General features: G+C 59.7%; 16 protein-coding genes and 1 pseudogene. 11 read left to right on the forward strand and 6 right to left on the reverse strand.

Going from position 1 to position 16,098, the window contains the following annotated elements; translation table 11 throughout:
- Positions 1–37 precede the first annotated feature (37 nt).
- The 6 genes from ACZ9BB_RS25460 (at position 38) to ACZ9BB_RS25485 (ending at position 7,023) form a co-directional block, all read left to right on the forward strand.
- The gene (locus ACZ9BB_RS25460) at positions 38–1,402 is read left to right on the forward strand and encodes an aspartate aminotransferase family protein (RefSeq protein ID WP_476217274.1); all 1,365 of its coding nucleotides are present in this window, start codon (positions 38–40) and stop codon (positions 1,400–1,402) included.
- 182 nt (positions 1,403–1,584) lie between these two features.
- Positions 1,585–2,679 (forward strand): polyamine ABC transporter substrate-binding protein, encoded by a 1,095-nt coding sequence (locus ACZ9BB_RS25465; RefSeq protein ID WP_476218419.1) that lies wholly within the window; start codon positions 1,585–1,587, stop codon positions 2,677–2,679.
- 238 nt (positions 2,680–2,917) lie between these two features.
- The gene (locus ACZ9BB_RS25470) at positions 2,918–4,015 is read left to right on the forward strand and encodes a polyamine ABC transporter substrate-binding protein (protein ID WP_476217276.1); all 1,098 of its coding nucleotides are present in this window, start codon (positions 2,918–2,920) and stop codon (positions 4,013–4,015) included.
- 61 nt (positions 4,016–4,076) lie between these two features.
- Positions 4,077–5,219: an ABC transporter ATP-binding protein gene (locus ACZ9BB_RS25475; protein WP_476217277.1), complete on the forward strand. Its 1,143-nt coding sequence runs from the start codon at positions 4,077–4,079 to the stop codon at positions 5,217–5,219.
- A 35-nt stretch (positions 5,220–5,254) separates the two neighbouring features.
- On the forward strand, positions 5,255–6,136 hold the full coding sequence (locus ACZ9BB_RS25480; RefSeq protein WP_476218421.1) for an ABC transporter permease subunit: 882 nt from the start codon (positions 5,255–5,257) through the stop codon (positions 6,134–6,136).
- A complete protein-coding gene (locus tag ACZ9BB_RS25485) occupies positions 6,133–7,023 on the forward strand; it encodes an ABC transporter permease subunit (RefSeq protein WP_476217278.1) in 891 nt (296 codons plus the stop codon). Before ACZ9BB_RS25480 ends, ACZ9BB_RS25485 begins: the two co-directional genes overlap by 4 nt.
- 52 nt (positions 7,024–7,075) lie before the next feature.
- Here ACZ9BB_RS25485 and ACZ9BB_RS25490 read toward each other — a convergent pair.
- Positions 7,076–7,333, reverse strand: a pseudogene (locus tag ACZ9BB_RS25490) (phosphohydrolase); the annotation flags it as partial.
- 353 nt (positions 7,334–7,686) lie between these two features.
- On the opposite strand from ACZ9BB_RS25490, the gene ACZ9BB_RS25495 reads away from it, so the two are divergent.
- Positions 7,687–8,652 (forward strand): GlxA family transcriptional regulator, encoded by a 966-nt coding sequence (locus ACZ9BB_RS25495; RefSeq protein WP_476217280.1) that lies wholly within the window; start codon positions 7,687–7,689, stop codon positions 8,650–8,652.
- 35 nt (positions 8,653–8,687) lie between these two features.
- Here ACZ9BB_RS25495 and ACZ9BB_RS25500 read toward each other — a convergent pair whose 3' ends face one another.
- Both ACZ9BB_RS25500 and ACZ9BB_RS25505 read right to left on the reverse strand, forming a co-directional pair.
- Entirely contained in the window at positions 8,688–11,099 is a 2,412-nt protein-coding gene (locus ACZ9BB_RS25500) for a penicillin acylase family protein (RefSeq protein ID WP_476217282.1), read from the reverse strand.
- Positions 11,100–11,202: 103 nt separating this feature from the next.
- Entirely contained in the window at positions 11,203–11,781 is a 579-nt protein-coding gene (locus ACZ9BB_RS25505) for a DUF6436 domain-containing protein (protein ID WP_476217283.1), read from the reverse strand.
- A 97-nt stretch (positions 11,782–11,878) separates the two neighbouring features.
- On the opposite strand from ACZ9BB_RS25505, the gene bipL reads away from it, so the two are divergent.
- Complete coding sequence (gene bipL, locus ACZ9BB_RS25510; protein ID WP_476217284.1) at positions 11,879–12,826, forward strand: phospholipase BipL; 948 nt, start codon at positions 11,879–11,881, stop codon at positions 12,824–12,826.
- Positions 12,827–12,885: 59 nt separating this feature from the next.
- Here the strand turns inward: bipL and ACZ9BB_RS25515 are convergent, their stop codons facing one another.
- On the reverse strand, positions 12,886–13,638 hold the full coding sequence (locus ACZ9BB_RS25515) for a DUF2059 domain-containing protein (RefSeq protein ID WP_476217286.1): 753 nt from the start codon (positions 13,636–13,638) through the stop codon (positions 12,886–12,888).
- A gap of 133 nt (positions 13,639–13,771) precedes the next feature.
- Here ACZ9BB_RS25515 and ACZ9BB_RS25520 point away from each other — a divergent pair, with 133 nt between their 5' ends.
- The gene (locus ACZ9BB_RS25520) at positions 13,772–14,404 is read left to right on the forward strand and encodes a 2OG-Fe(II) oxygenase (protein WP_476217288.1); all 633 of its coding nucleotides are present in this window, start codon (positions 13,772–13,774) and stop codon (positions 14,402–14,404) included.
- A 2-nt stretch (positions 14,405–14,406) separates the two neighbouring features.
- Positions 14,407–14,892, forward strand: coding sequence for a 2-thiouracil desulfurase family protein (locus ACZ9BB_RS25525; RefSeq protein ID WP_476217290.1), 486 nt, complete (start codon positions 14,407–14,409; stop codon positions 14,890–14,892).
- Between the two features lie 32 nt (positions 14,893–14,924).
- Here ACZ9BB_RS25525 and ACZ9BB_RS25530 read toward each other — a convergent pair whose 3' ends face one another.
- Together ACZ9BB_RS25530 and ACZ9BB_RS25535 are read right to left on the reverse strand one after the other, a co-directional pair.
- Positions 14,925–15,512 carry a transporter substrate-binding domain-containing protein gene (locus tag ACZ9BB_RS25530; protein ID WP_476217292.1) on the reverse strand — a complete coding sequence of 196 codons (588 nt, stop codon included), beginning with the start codon at positions 15,510–15,512 and terminating at the stop codon, positions 14,925–14,927.
- A gap of 96 nt (positions 15,513–15,608) precedes the next feature.
- Positions 15,609–15,752, reverse strand: coding sequence for a hypothetical protein (locus ACZ9BB_RS25535; protein ID WP_476218456.1), 144 nt, complete (start codon positions 15,750–15,752; stop codon positions 15,609–15,611).
- Here ACZ9BB_RS25535 and ACZ9BB_RS25540 point away from each other — a divergent pair.
- Positions 15,703–16,074 carry a DUF4399 domain-containing protein gene (locus ACZ9BB_RS25540; protein ID WP_476218423.1) on the forward strand — a complete coding sequence of 124 codons (372 nt, stop codon included), beginning with the start codon at positions 15,703–15,705 and terminating at the stop codon, positions 16,072–16,074. The genes ACZ9BB_RS25535 and ACZ9BB_RS25540 overlap by 50 nt on opposite strands.
- The last annotated feature ends 24 nt before the right edge of the window (positions 16,075–16,098 follow it).

Raw genomic sequence — 16,098 nt, forward strand, 5'->3', positions numbered from 1 at the left:
ATCGCCGCGCCTTCACTGGAATCCAAGGAGAATTCGCATGACCAGCAACAACCCGCAAACCCGTGAGTGGCAAACCCTGAGCAGCGATCACCACCTGGCCCCGTTCAGCGACTTCAAACAGCTGAAAGAGAAAGGCCCGCGGATCATCACCAGCGCCAAGGGCGTTTACCTCTGGGACAGCGAAGGCAACAAGATCCTCGACGGCATGGCCGGCCTGTGGTGTGTAGCGGTCGGCTACGGTCGCGATGAACTGGCCGATGCCGCCAGCAAACAGATGCGCGAACTGCCTTATTACAACCTGTTCTTCCAGACCGCTCACCCGCCGGTGCTGGAGCTGGCCAAGGTCATCGCCGACGTTGCGCCTGAAGGCATGAATCATGTGTTCTTCACCGGTTCCGGCTCCGAAGGCAACGACACCATGCTGCGGATGGTTCGCCATTACTGGGCGATCAAGGGCCAGCCGAAGAAGAAAGTCATCATCAGCCGCAAAAACGGCTATCACGGTTCCACCGTGGCCGGCGCGAGCCTGGGTGGCATGACGTACATGCACGAACAGGGCGACTTGCCGATCCCGGGCATTGTCCACATCGCCCAGCCGTACTGGTTCGGCGAAGGCGGTGACATGACACCGCACGAGTTTGGTATCTGGGCGGCCAATCAGCTGGAAGAGAAGATTCTGGAAGTCGGCGTCGACAACGTCGGGGCCTTTATTGCCGAGCCGATCCAGGGCGCCGGCGGCGTGATCATCCCGCCAGACAGCTACTGGCCGCGCATCAAGGAAATCCTCGCCAAGTACGACATTCTGTTCGTGGCTGACGAAGTGATCTGCGGTTTCGGCCGTACCGGTGAGTGGTTCGGTTCCGATTTCTACGACCTCAAGCCCCATATGATGACCATCGCCAAAGGCCTGACGTCCGGCTACATCCCGATGGGCGGCCTGATCGTGCGTGACGATGTGGTCGAAGTGCTCAACGAAGGCGGTGATTTCAACCACGGTTTCACCTATTCCGGGCACCCGGTGGCCGCTGCGGTGGCGCTGGAAAACATTCGCATCCTGCGCGATGAAAAAATTATCGAGCGCGTGCGTGCAGAAACGGCACCCTATTTGCAAAAGCGTCTACGGGAACTGAACGATCACCCGTTGGTGGGGGAAGTGCGTGGGGTCGGTCTGTTGGGGGCCATCGAACTGGTTCAGGACAAAGCCACCCGCAAGCGTTACGAAGGCAAGGGCGTTGGCATGATTTGCCGCACCTTCTGCTTCGACAACGGCCTGATCATGCGCGCGGTGGGCGACACCATGATCATTGCTCCGCCACTGGTGATTACACCGGCTGAAATCGATGAGCTGGTAACAAAAGCACGCAAGTGCCTGGACCTGACCCTGAGTGCGTTACAGGGCTAAGTGCTAGGCTCTGAGCGAGGTGTGAAATGTGCACTTCGCTCAGTGCAAACAAAGGATGGGGCTTTCCTTGAAAGCCTGCCTTGGATCTTGCCAGACTAACGGTTGTTCGGATGCCCAGTAACAGGCCGCTGAGCATGTGGTTAAAAAGAAAAATTGGAGCATTACCCATGAAGGCATTAGGTATGAAGATAGCTGGCAAGACCCTCCTCGCCATGTCCCTGATGGGCGTGATGGCGGGCGCCGTTCAGGCTGACGACAAAGTGTTGCACGTATACAACTGGTCCGATTACATCGCACCGGACACCATCGCGAACTTCGAGAAAGAGTCCGGGATCAAGGTGGTGTACGACGTTTTCGACAGCAACGAAACCCTGGAGGCCAAGTTGCTGGCAGGCAAGTCCGGTTATGACATCGTCGTACCGTCGAACAACTTCCTTGCCAAGCAAATCAAGGCCGGGGTTTACCGGGAGCTGGACAAGTCCAAGCTGTCCAACTACGGCAACCTGAACAAGTCGTTGCTTAAAGCGGTTTCCGTCAGCGACCCGGACAACAAACATGCCTTCCCTTACATGTGGGGCTCGATCGGAATCGGTTACAACCCCGAGAAGGTCAAGGCAGCGCTGGGCGTCGACACGATCGATTCCTGGGACGTCCTGTTCAAGCCTGAAAGCATCGCCAAGCTCAAGGGCTGCGGTGTGAGCTTCCTCGATTCGCCTACCGAAATGCTGCCGGTCGCCCTGCATTACCTGGGGTTGCCAACCGACAGTCAGAAGAAGGAAGACATCAAGAAAGCCGAAGAGCTGTTCCTGAAGATCCGTCCTTCCGTGACCTACTTCCATTCGTCGAAGTACATTTCGGACCTGGCCAACGGCAACATCTGCGTAGCAGTCGGCTATTCGGGTGACGTCCAGCAAGCCAAGTCCCGCGCCGCCGAAGCCGGTGACAAGGTGAAAGTCAGCTACGCCATTCCAAAAGAAGGCGCTGGCAGCTTCTACGACATGGTCGCAATCCCCAAGGATGCGGAAAACGTCGAAGGGGCCTACAAGTTCATGAACTACCTGTTGCAACCAAAAGTGATGGCTGACATCACCAACGCTGTGCGTTTCCCTAACGGTAATGCTGAAGCCACCCAGTACGTGAGCAAGGACATCACTTCGGATCCGGGCATCTATCCGACTCCCGAAGTACAGGCCAAGCTGTATGCGATCGCTGATTTGCCAGCCGCAACCCAGCGTGAACTGACCCGCAGCTGGACCAAGATCAAATCCGGTAAATAAGTACTAAACCCTGTAGCAGCTGCCGAAGGCTGCGTTGAGGTCCGAAGGACCTCCGCTTTTCGACAGCACAACTGCTTCGCAGTTGAACGCAGCCTGCGGCGGCTGCTACAGGATCTTCATAAAGTTTGCTGGAACGGTTTTTCGAGGGTAAGTTGCGCGCCGGTTTTGTTGTCAGGCAGCCATGGCTGTCATGTAACGCGGGGCAACTTGGGCCCAACTAATTTTGGAGGACCTCCACTTGCCTGTTTTTTCTTTGTTGCGCAATGCCCTGCTGGTCGGCGCCGGGCTGACGCTTGCCGTCAGTGTTCAGGCCGCCGGCACAGTGCATATTTATAACTGGTCGGACTACATTGGTGAAACCACCCTGGCCGACTTCCAGAAAGAAGCCGACATCAAGCCGGTGTATGACGTATTCGATTCCAACGAAACCCTGGAAGGCAAGTTGCTGGCCGGGCGTACCGGATATGACGTGGTCGTGCCGTCCAACCACTTCCTTGGCAAGCAGATCAAGGCCGGTGCTTTCCAGAAGCTCGACAAGTCCAGGCTCACCAACTATTCCAACCTCGACCCGGTGCTGCTCAAGCGCCTGGAGCAGAATGATCCGGGCAACCAGTACGCCGTGCCGTACCTGTGGGGCACCAACGGTATTGGTTACAACGCCGACAAGGTCAAGGCTGTACTGGGCCTCGACAAGATCGACTCCTGGGATGTGGTGTTCGAGCCGCAGAACATCAAGAAGCTGCACAGCTGTGGCGTCGCGTTCCTCGACTCCGCCGATGAAATGATGCCCACGGTCCTCAATTACATGGGCCTGAATGCCAACAGCACCAATCCCGAAGACTACAAAAAGGCCGAAGCCAAGTTGCTGGCGGTTCGGCCTTACGTGACGTATTTCCACTCGTCCAAGTACATCGCAGACCTGGCCAACGGTGATATCTGCGTCGCGATCGGTTTTTCCGGCGACATGTTCCAGGCCAAGGCCCGCGCGGCTGAAGCGGGCAAAGGCGTGAACATTGTCTACTCGATTCCCAAAGAGGGCGGCGCACTCTGGTTCGACATGCTGGCTATCCCCAAGGATGCGGCCAACGTCAAGCAAGCCCACGCCTTCATCAACTATTTGCTCAAGCCTGAGGTGATCGCCAAGGTCAGCGATTCCGTAGGCTACGCCAACCCGAACCCTGGGTCGGACAAACTGATGGAACAGTCGATACGCACCGATGCATCGGTTTATCCACCGCAAGCGGTCCTCGACAAAACGTATGTGTCCATCGAGCTGCCACCGAACATTCAACGTTTGATGACTCGCAGCTGGACCAAGGTCAAGTCGGGCAAATAGCTTCAAACTATCCAGGTTCGCCACGTTGAGCGAACTGCAAATTCTGTTGGGAGTTTCGTAAATGGCAGTTGCCTCCGGCGCCTATAAGAAAGCCCTCGAGGGCGACCAGACACCTAAACAGGTGCTGGTCAAAATCGACCGGGTCACCAAAAAGTTCGACGAGACGATTGCCGTGGACGACGTGTCCCTGGAAATCAGGAAAGGCGAAATCTTCGCCTTGCTCGGCGGCTCGGGTTCGGGCAAATCCACCTTGCTGCGGATGCTGGCGGGTTTTGAACGGCCCACGGAGGGGCGCATTTTCCTCGATGGCGTAGACATCACTGACATGCCGCCGTACGAGCGGCCGATCAACATGATGTTCCAGTCCTACGCCTTGTTCCCACACATGACGGTGGCGCAGAACATCGCCTTCGGCCTCAAGCAGGACAAAATCCCGACGGCCGAGGTCGATTCTCGCGTGGCGGAAATGCTCAAGCTGGTGCAGATGAGTCAGTACGCCAAGCGCAAGCCGCATCAGTTGTCCGGTGGCCAGCGTCAGCGTGTGGCGTTGGCGCGTTCGTTGGCCAAACGACCGAAGCTGTTGTTGCTCGACGAACCGATGGGCGCACTGGATAAAAAGCTGCGTTCGCAAATGCAACTGGAGCTGGTGGAAATCATCGAGCGGGTCGGCGTGACCTGTGTGATGGTGACCCACGATCAGGAAGAGGCCATGACCATGGCCGAACGCATCGCGATCATGCACCTGGGCTGGATCGCCCAGATCGGCAGCCCGATCGACATCTACGAAACCCCGACCAGCCGTCTGGTCTGTGAGTTCATCGGCAACGTCAACATCTTCGAAGGCGAAGTGGTGGACGACGCCGAGGGCCATGCGCTGATCACTTGCAAGGACCTGGACCGCAACATCTACGTGGGTCACGGCATCAGCACCTCGGTGCAAGACAAGTCCGTCACCTACGCGATCCGTCCGGAAAAACTGCTGGTGACGGCCGACATGCCGACCTGCGAACACAACTGGTCCAGCGGCAAGGTGCATGACATTGCCTACCTGGGCGGCCATTCGGTGTTCTATGTCGAACTGCCGAGCGGCAAGATCGTCCAGTCCTTCGTCGCCAACGCTGAACGCCGTGGCCAGCGCCCGACCTGGGGCGATCAGGTTTACGTGTGGTGGGAAGACGACAGCGGCGTGGTACTTCGCTCATGAACCTGCGCAAACTCAAACGCCGGCTCAATCGAATAATTCCCGGTGGCCGTCAGCTGGTCATCGGGGTTCCGTTCATCTGGCTGTTCCTGTTCTTCATGTTGCCGTTCTTCATCGTCCTGAAGATCAGCTTCGCCGAAGCCGACGTAGCCATTCCGCCGTACACCGAGATTTACAGCTACCTCGACCAGAAGGTGCAGTTGCTGCTTAACCTGAGCAACTACGCGATGCTGGGCGACGACGAGTTGTACATCGCCGCCTACCTTGGCTCGCTGAAGATGGCGCTGTTCAGCACGATCCTCTGCTTGCTGATCGGCTATCCGATGGCCTACGGCATCGCCAGCGCCCGCAAAGAACTGCAAACGGTGCTGGTGCTGCTGATCATGATGCCGACCTGGACCGCGATCCTGATCCGCGTGTATGCGTGGATGGGCATCCTCAGCAACAACGGTCTGCTTAACGGCTTTTTGATGAGCATGGGCTGGATCGACGAACCGCTGCAGATTCTCAACACTAACCTCGCGGTCTATATCGGGGTTGTTTACTCCTATCTGCCGTTCATGATCCTGCCGCTCTACGCCAACCTGGTCAAACACGACATCAGCCTGCTGGAAGCCGCGTCGGACCTCGGTTCGAGTACCTTCAACAGTTTCTGGAAGATCACCGTGCCGCTGTCGAAAAACGGGATTATCGCCGGCTGCATGCTGGTGTTCATCCCGGTAGTGGGGGAATTCGTGATCCCGGAACTGCTCGGTGGTCCGGAAACCCTGATGATCGGTAAAGTGCTCTGGCAAGAGTTCTTCAATAACCGTGATTGGCCGGTGGCATCTGCCCTGGCGGTGGTGATGCTGGCGATCCTGATTGTGCCGATCATCCTGTTCAACCGCAGTCAGGCCAAGGAAATGGAGGGTAAAGAATGAAGCGCTTCCGTTTCTCGAACCTGATGCTGGTGCTGGGCTTGCTGTTCATCTACGCGCCGATGCTGATCCTGGTGATCTACTCGTTCAACGCCTCCAAACTGGTGACGGTGTGGGGCGGCTGGTCGATCAAGTGGTACGTCGGCCTGCTCGACAACACACAACTGATGGGCTCGGTGGTGCGCTCGCTGGAAATCGCCTGCTACACGGCGATTGCCGCGGTGGCATTGGGGACGCTGGCCGCGTTCGTGCTGACCCGTATCACCCGCTTCAAGGGCCGCACGCTGTTCGGTGGCCTGGTCACCGCGCCGCTGGTGATGCCCGAAGTGATCACCGGTCTGTCGCTGCTGCTGCTGTTCGTGGCCATGGCGCAGATGATTGGCTGGCCGCAGGAGCGCGGCATCGTCACCATCTGGATCGCCCACACCACGTTCTGTGCGGCGTATGTGGCGGTGGTGGTGTCGGCGCGCTTGCGTGAGCTGGACCTGTCGATCGAAGAAGCGGCCATGGACCTCGGTGCGCGGCCGTGGAAGGTGTTCTTCCTGATCACTATCCCGATGATCGCGCCGTCACTGGCGGCCGGCGGCATGATGTCGTTTGCCTTGTCGCTGGATGATTTGGTGTTGGCGAGCTTTGTGTCGGGGCCAGGCTCGACGACCCTGCCGATGGAAGTGTTCTCGGCGGTGCGCCTGGGCGTGAAACCCGAGATCAATGCGGTGGCCAGCCTGATTCTGCTGGCGGTGTCGCTGGTGACCTTCCTGGTCTGGTTCTTCAGCCGTCGTGCCGAAGAAAGCCGCAAGCGTGCGATCCAGCAAGCCATCGAGGAAGCCGCTGCCGACTCCTGGAAGCAACCGGACGTACGTCGGGCGCAGGCGCCGGAAGCGGCTTGAGCTTGATGTTGGGTTGACCACCGTTGTGTGGCCAACCCGTTCCCACAGGTTTTTAGGAAATCCAAGGCGATTTGCGGATGATCTCGACGAAGTTCATCGCCTTGAACCCCGGCTCGCTGTCCACCAGCACATCCGCGTTCACGGTGCCAAACGTGCTGTCCGGTTTGTGCTTGAAGCCGTTGGCGAACGCACACAGGATGCACTCCTTGAACCCTTCACCCCGTGGATGCGCATGCACCACGGCTTCGCGCTGCACGGTGGAAAACGCCGCATAGTCGATGCCCAGCACGTCCATTTCGACGCCGGCGATGATGCTGCTCATGGTGCTTTCCTCATGGGGAACGCCGTGGCGGCGCTGATGGGCTCAGTCTGTTCGCGCACCCGAAACCGGACAATCGATCCATGGCTGCGATCCCGGCCAATGAGCATGCATATCGCGCCAACCTCGCTTGTTGTGCCTGGATTGGCTAGGGTTCAACGCGGTAATTACGCTTTTGTGGCGAGGGGGCTTGCTGTGGCGAGGGGGCTTGCCCCCGTTGGAGTGCGCAGCACTCCCATCCCCGTACATGAACCTGAAATGGGGCCGCTGCGCAGCCCAACGGGGGCAAGCCCCCTCGCCACAAGTGAGTGTTAATCCTGATCAATTGAGGGTGGCTTCCTGCCATGCACAAAACCGTTGCCATCGTAGTGTTCCCAGGCGTCCAGTCACTGGACGTCACCGGCTCCATGGATGTGTTTTCCGAAGCCAATCGTTTCCTGGCCCCGGAGGATCACTATCGGCTGGAGGTGATCGGTATCGAGCGTGGGGTAATGGCGTGTTCCAACGGTTTGTTGCTCAATGCCCACCGGCATTTCAGCGAAGCGCTAGAGGCTTATGACTTGCTGTTGGTGGCGGGTGGGCCGCAGTTGCCGTTCATCAATTTTGGTGCGGCGTTCGATGCTTGGCTGCGCGATGCCTGCGGGCTGGCGCAACGGTTTGGCTCGATCTGCAATGGCGCCTTCATGCTCGCTCGGGCCGGATTGCTCGACGGGCGAACAGTCACCACTCATTGGGGCGACGCCGCGGCATTGGCGGATTTGTGTCCGTCGACTCAGGTCGAGGCTGATCGCTTGTACGTGCAGGACGGCGAGCTTTACACCTCGGCCGGGGTTACCGCGGGGATCGATCTGTCGCTGTATCTGCTGGCCCGGGATCACGGACCGGACGTGGCTCTCAGCGTGGCCAAGCGGCTGGTGGTGTTCACGCAGCGTTCGGGCGGGCAATCGCAGTTCAGCCCGTTCCTTGTGCCCCATGCCGAACCGACTTCGGCGGTGGCGCTGGTCCAGCTCTACGTGCTGGCCAACCTTACTGGCGACCTGACCATCGCCGACCTGGCCAATGCCGCCAACATGAGCGCGCGCAACTTTTCCCGGGTGTTCGCCAAGGAAGCGAAAATCACCCCGGCGGAATTCGTCGAGCGGGCGAGGGTGGATGCGGCGCGGGTGATGCTCGAAAGCACCCGTGCGCCGCTGAAAACCGTGGCGTACCAGTGCGGTTTTCGTGATGCCCAGCACATGCGCAGCGTGTTCAACCGCAGGCTGGGGGTTACGCCGCAGCAGTTCAGGTTGAATTTTGCGGCGATGGTTTAGCGGTAATTTGCATTGCCCGCAGTCACACCACAAAACTAATGAGCAGCCCTGGCCGGCAACAGCTTCAACGTACTGCGGGTATTGGCCGTCACCTCTTCATCATTGAAATGCGCCTGGTAATAAACCCCTTCGATATACGCCTCGGCCTGGTCGTCATAGTGACGGTCGAACGGTACGCCGCTCTGGCCGACCGGGTTGATGGTCAGGCTGTGGGCCGGGTCGGCGAAGTCGATCAGTCGACGCGTCGACGGGCCGTAGGTCACCGGCCACGGCGCCGGGCCGATCTTGGCCGAGAGGTTGTTCGGCACTTCGTGGGTGCCGGGTGCCGCGAACGGGCCAACGTTGAAGATCCGCTCCAGCGGTTTTTGCATCCCCAGCGGATGGCCATGGGTCAGGGTGTGCGCCTTGCCCCATTGCCATTGCGCGGGATCGGCGCCAAGGGTGCTCTTGAGGTGAGCCATGCTCGCTTGCCAGGCCGCCTTGACCGTATCGGCGCGGGTTTCCTTGCCGGGGGTGTTGCGGTTGTCCCACCACGGTGAATCGGCGGAGGCCGCCAGACGCGGCAGTGCTGCATCGATCACCCGGGTCGGGAGCAGCGTTTCGAAGAAGTCATTGCCCAGTTCATCGCGCATCGCTGCGTCGGCAAGGTTGAACAGAAACTGGTTGAACAGCGTGGCGCTGATGGAGTCCAGCGGGTAATCGCCGCTCCACTGCGCCAGTTGCTCCACCAGTTTGAGCTCGGCGGGATCGCTCACCCCTTCACGCAGCACCGGTAGCAACGGCGCCAGCAAACGTGGACCGTATTCGGTGGTGGTGCCCAGTTGCAGCTTCTGGTTGGACTCGTTGTCCCACTTCACGTTCTTGTCGCTGAGCTGACGATTGAGCTGCTGACCGCGATCGGCGAGGTTGTAATAACCGGGAATCTCCATGCCGGTCGGCGACACGGGTTGGAAGTTGGCCGAGACGATATAGCCCCGCGCCGGGTTCTCTTCCTGTGGGTTGGCGCTGAACGGGTAAAAACCTTCCTTGTCCGCCTGAGGAGTGCTGCCGTCGAGGATGAAACCGGGCTTCACCCCGGCCGGGCGCTTGGGCAGCAGCGCCGAGGCCCACCAGCCGATGTCGCCCTTGGCGTTGGCGTAGACAATGTTCAGCCCCGGCGCCTGAACCTTGGCCGACGCGGCGTGGGCTTTGGCCAGGGTATCGGCGCGGTTGAGCTGGTAGAAACCGTCGAGGATCGGATTCGGGGTCTCGAGGAAGGCCCACCACATGGCGATCGGCGTCTTGCCGGCGGCAGTGCCGAGCGCATCGTTGACGATCGGGCCGTGGGGCGACTGGCGCAGGGTCAATGTCACCGGTGACTGACCTTTCACAGCGATCTGTTGTTCGCTGTTGACCATGTCCACCCATTTGCCGCGATACCAGACCTGGTTCGGGTTGTCCGGGTTGACCTTCTCGGCGATCAGGTCCAGATCGTCGTTCTGGAACATCGTCAGGCTCCAGCCGAAGTCCAGGTTGTGCCCCAGAAACGCAAACGGCACCAGCGCCTGATGGTAGCCATAAAGCTCGAAGCCCGGCGCCGACAGATGCGCCTCGTACCACACTGACGGCACCGAGAAGCGAATGTGCGGGTCACCGGCCAGCAGCGGCTTGCCGCTTTGGGTGCGGCTGCCGGAAATCACCCAGGCATTGCTGCCTTCGAATTGCGGCAGGCCATTGTCGGCCAGGGTCTGCTCACTCAAACGGGCGAGGGCATTCAGACCCTTCCAGTCATTGGCGGTAAGGATCGGCGCAGGGTTGGCGCGCCCTTTGGCCAGCACGCCCTTGGGCTGCCAGTCGAGATCGAAGATGTTCAGGTACTCGACGCCCAGTTGGTCACGCACATAAGTCAGCAAGGGTTCGGTACGAAACGCCGCGGCAAAGCTGTAGGCCATGTAGCCAGCGATGCTGATGCTGTCTTCGGCGGTGAAAGGGCGCTTGGGGATGCCCAGCACGTCGAACTCTGCCGGCGCCGCGTGGCTGTCCTGATATTGATTGATGCCGTCCAGATAGGCCTGTAGGGCCTTCCATGCTGGCGACTGACGATCCAGAGCGGCCACATAGCTTTCGGCCCGCTCGCGGATGCGCAGGCTGCGAAACAGTTTGTCGGTGTCGACCAGTTTCGGGCCGAGGACTTCGGCCAGTTCGCCACGGGCCAGGCGCCGCATGGCTTCCATCTGGAACAACCGGTCCTGGGCGTGCACGTAGCCGAGGGCGCGGTAGAGGTCGGTTTCGTTGTCGGCTCGGATATGCGGCACGCCGCGTTCGTCGTAGCGCACGGTCACCGACCCCTGCAGGTGCTGCAACTCTACCTGGCCCTGGCGCGTCGGTTGCTTGCTGTACACATACCAGCCACCCCCGGCGACGAGCACGACGATCAACAAGGCAAGTACGGTCAGGACGCGTTTCATGGTGACTCCTTGTTCTTTCGGGATTGCCGCCCGTGTGGGCTGCAGACGTGTAGCACAGACCTTCCGTGCCGGGCATCGCGGTCCTGGAAAAGTCAGGAATGCCTTACTTCACTTGCGCAGGCCACGGGCAGTAGCAACCCACCGCCAGCGTGTGGGTGGCGTTCACCGTCCGGCCTTCGTTCAGCGCTTGCAGAATGGGCTCGATAAAACTGTTGCTCGAATTGCAGGTCAGGCCTTCGCTGTATGGACCGAAATACGCCAGCTTGCCGCTGCGGTCCCAGATCGCCACTGCCGGGCTGGCAGGAATCTGTTCGGAGCCTGGCAGGACCGCGAGGGTTTTAAGGCGGCTCAAGGTGCTGGGCAACTGACCATGGCTGCCGGGCTTTTGTACCGCATAAAACTCCACGCCCTGCGGTACATACTGCTCAACCAGTTCGGCCAGGTGTTGTTGGTTACCGACATTGCATGGGCAGGCCGGGTCCCAGAAGTGCACCAGGCGGATGGCGCCGGGGCCGGCGAGTTCGTCTGGCAGGCGCAACGGGTCGCCGGAGAAAACGGCGGTGTGCGAGCTGAAGGATCGCAAGTAGCGCCCCTGAAACCAGTCGTAGGCGGCCCACAGCACGCCGGCACACACAAGGGCGAGCAGGCTGGCAAGCAGTGTGGTGCGATAGACCGGACGCATGGGTTTCAATCCTCAAGGGCCGGCTAGCTTGCCATGCTTGCCGCGACAGATGAATATCGCAGGCCCATAAAGTCCGTTTTGCGCTCTGGAATTGCCCATGTCCGCCACTTTCGACCCCGATCATTTGCGTGCCAGCCTGCGGCCATTGGCCGAGTGGCAGCCGCTGTCGACGGAGGCCATGGCCTATCAACGTTTTTATGGGCTGGATTTTGTGCAACGAACCTTGCTCAGAGGCCTGGGACGTTTCGAGGTTGATGGCTATGAAGTGGTCAGCCAGCTCTGGTGGCCCGAGCAGGCGAAGGCGACGCTGTTTTTGTTTCACGGCTTCTACGATCACACCGGGCTCTACCGGCATGTAATCGAGTGGGCATTGGATCAGGGGTTTGCGGTGATTGCCTGCGACTTGCCGGGGCATGGTCTGTCCAGCGGCGAACGGGCGAGCATCAAGGATTTCGCCGAGTACCAGAACACGCTGCAAGGGCTGTTGACCGAGGCGCAGTCGCTGGGCCTTCCGCAGCCCTGGCACTTGTGCGGGCAAAGCACCGGCGGGGCGATCGTGATCGATCATGTGCTCAATCAGGGCGCAAACAGTCCGGCCCAGGGGCAGGTGATTCTGCTGTCGCCACTGGTGCGGCCGCGAGCCTGGGGCTGGTCGCAGCTCAGTTATTACCTGCTCAAGCCATTCGTCAAAGGCATCGCCCGGCGTTTCAGCGAGAACTCCAACGACCCTGGTTTCTTATCGTTCCTGCAAGCCGATCCGCTACAGCCGCTGCGTCTGCCCACGGCCTGGGTCGGTGCGCTGGGGCGCTGGATCAAGCGTATCGAAGCGGCACCGAGTAGCCCACGGCGCCCGCTGATTGTGCAGGGGCAGGCAGACATGACCGTGGATTGGCAGCACAACCTTGAAGTGTTGCGGCGCAAGTTCGATCGGCCGCAGGTGCTGATGCTGCCCGAGGCACGGCATCATCTGGCGAATGAGTCGCTGGAGTTGCGGCAGGAGTATTTCGGGTTTTTGACCAAGCGGATGAAGGGACGGAATCTTTAGCGGTCGTTCGGGCCTCATCGCGAGCAGGCTCGCGATAGCGATCTACCTGACGCTGGAAATTACTGAGCCAGGCTCGACGTACTCTGCCCCACCGCCAACCCTGCCCGAATCGCCGCCAATGCGGCTTGATAATAAGCCTTGCCTTCAGTGGACTCGGCGAACGTGGCGAACTCTTCCAGCTCTTCATCCGACAGGTCGCGATAGACATACAACAACGTGTTGTTCAGGTCGGCGCCAATCTGCTCCATCAGGCGCTGGCGCTGGCCGTTCAACATGCCTTGAGCCTGACCGCCGCCGAGCAGGCCGGGGATCATCGAACTCAAGCTGTCGGCCGCTACGCCTGCGATCGCCAGGCTGACTTCCGCACCGGCCTCGCGGGCGGGCAGGGCTTGGGCCAGGTGGCCGATGATCAGCTGACGGGTATCGCTGGCCTGCATCTTCGGCAAGCCCTTGGCGTTTTTCGCCAATTGATCGCGACGGGTCGCCAGCAGTTCGGCGGCGACGATTTTCTTGCCCAGGGGCGTTTGAAAGAAGGTCAGCGCAGGTTTCGGATCGGCGAGTTTCTTGCGCAGTTGCGCTTCGGCGCGCTGATCCATGGCCTTGGGGGCGAACCGCTGGTTGCTGTTGTTGACCAGGGCCTGGAACACTGCCGGCGGCAAGCTGTTCTGATAGCGCTGCTGAGCGGTGGAGAGAGCATCGTTGAAATGCGCGCGTTGTTCTGGCCAACCGGCGACCTTGTACAACTGGTCGTGGCCGTCCGCCCAGGCGGGCAAAACGCAGAACATCAACAGTGAGAAAAGCAAGCGACGCATAGGGGCTCCTGTCAGCAGGCGACTATTCTCCGTGCGGCATTCGTACTTGTCGAGAATTCGTATCAGGTTGAGTACCTTATCCGACCAATCCTCCGCTGCGTGGCTCTGTCGGATTTGCGGGCACAGGAATACTATGCGCGCCATGCACATACCCTCTGATCACCCGCTGCTGTTACGGATCGTCGACGACCTGGCCACTCAGGGCTGGTCGCAGCAGAATATTTTCCTGCCCCTGGACCTGACCCGGGCGCTGGCGGCCGAGTGCCGTAAACGTGCCGCCGAGGGGGAACTCGCCCCGGCCGCCGTCGGGCGCGGGCCGTTTTCGGAGATTCGCGAGGGCATTCGCGGTGATCATATCCAGTGGCTCGAACCCGGTCAGGTCGAAGCCTGCGACCGCTATCTGGGGTTGATGGACAGCCTGCGTGAGGCGATGAATCGCGATTTGTTTTTGGGCCTGGAAGATTTCGAAAGCCATTTCGCCCTGTACCCGCCCGGCGCTTTCTACCTCAAGCATGTCGACCGTTTTCGTGACGACGATCGGCGCATGGTTTCGGCGGTGATCTACCTCAATGACGCCTGGCTGCCTGAACATGGCGGTCAGTTGCGCATGTACCTGGATGACAGCGTCGAGCGCGATGTGGTGCCCACCGGCGGATGCCTGGTGGTGTTCCTGTCGGGTGAAGTGCCCCACGAAGTCCTGCCCGCGACCCGCGAGCGCCTGTCGTTGACAGGCTGGTTCCGCCGTCGTGGCAACGAGCCATTCTGATCATGCAAAAGATTCTGGTAAGCCGCTGTTTGCTCGGTCATCGCGTGCGTTACGACGGCGCGGCCAGTGGGCCATTCGATCTGTTGGAGCAATGGGTCGCCGAAGGCCGGGTGGTGCCGTTGTGCCCGGAAGTCGCTGGCGGGTTGCCGACACCAAGGGCTGCGGCGGAGATTCCCGGCGGGCAGGGCGGTGAAGTACTTGATGGCCTGGCATCGGTCATCACCACCGAGGGCGAGGACGTCAGTGCCGAGTTTCTTTCCGGGGCCTGTCAGGCGCTGGAACTGGTGCGCCAGCACGGCATCCGGATTGCCGTACTCAAGGCCAACAGCCCGTCCTGCGGGAACCTGTTGACCTATGACGGGACGTTCAGTGGCGTGAAGGTCAGCGGTGAGGGCGTGACCGCCGCGCTGCTCAAACGCCATGGCGTGCAGGTTTTCAGCGAGCTGGAATTGGCCGAAGCGGTGCAGGCGCTGGCCACGCAGGACTAGCAGTCACCACAGGGTTATTCGTCAACCTTGAATCAGGGTTTCGGCGACACACCCGTATCCGCCCCGAACCACTTCTGCGACAGCGCCTCCAACCGGCCATCCGCCTTGATTCGCTGCAAGGCGTTTTCCAGGCTTACATGAAACGCCGGGTTACCCTTCTGAAACGGAATGGCCAGGCTCACAGCCGGGGCGGCTTTCGGCTTTTCCTCCGTCAGCGACTGCACCAACAGGATTGATCGCGGTTGCTCTTCTTTCTGCGCGATCAATTGCGCATTGGTGTGAATGTAAGGTTCGCTGAAGTCGAAACGATCCTTCAGGTCCGGAGTCGGAGCTACGTGATTGATGGCGACGTCGTATTTGCCGCTTTCGACGCCGGTCAACAGATCGTCGGAATCGGTGACAACGAAGTCGGCCCGTACATCCAGTTCATCGGCCAGCAGTTGACCCAACTCGACCTCGAACCCGGTCAGTTTGCCGTCATCCTTGAAATTGAAGGGCGGTGTATTAGCCTCAAGGGCAATGCGCAATTCGCCGCGGTCGTTTACATCGTCAATCAGTTCGGCATGAGCCAAAGGGCTCAAAAGGGGTAGCAGGCAGATCAGGCCAGGCAAAAAGCGCATGGTCACTCCTTTGAATTCATTTATCGCGACGCGCTGTTCAGGCTCGCTTTGCTATGGTTATTGAGTGCCTTCGACAACGAATGGCCGTTAAGTTGTTCACGGCTGAGCGAATTTTACGGAAAAACTGGAGAAGAGAATGAAAAGCTTTATGTCACGTGCAGCATTGGCTGGGCTGTTGTTGAGTGCTTCGATGCTGGCAGTTGCTGCTACACCGGCTCCCAAAGGTGCAGAAGTGTCCATTGTTTCTCCTGCGGACGGTGCCACGGTTCCGCAAACTGTCGTCGTCAAGTTCGCTGTCGAGAACATTGCGCTGGCCCCGGCGGGCGATGTCACCAAGAACACCGGCCATCACCATTTGCTGATCGATGTCGATAAGCTGCCAGCCGCTGGCGCCCCGATTCCGAATGATGCCAACCATTTGCACTTTGGCAAGGCGCAGACCCAGGCTGAAGTCAAATTGACACCGGGCAAGCACACCTTGCAGCTCGAACTGGGCGACAGCGGTCACATGCCGTTCGATCCGCCGATCGTTTCGAAGAAAATCACCGTGAATGTGAAATAACTTTTCCACAGGCATGAAAAAGGG

The sequence above is a fragment of the Pseudomonas sp. TE3552 genome (genome assembly GCF_056278945.1).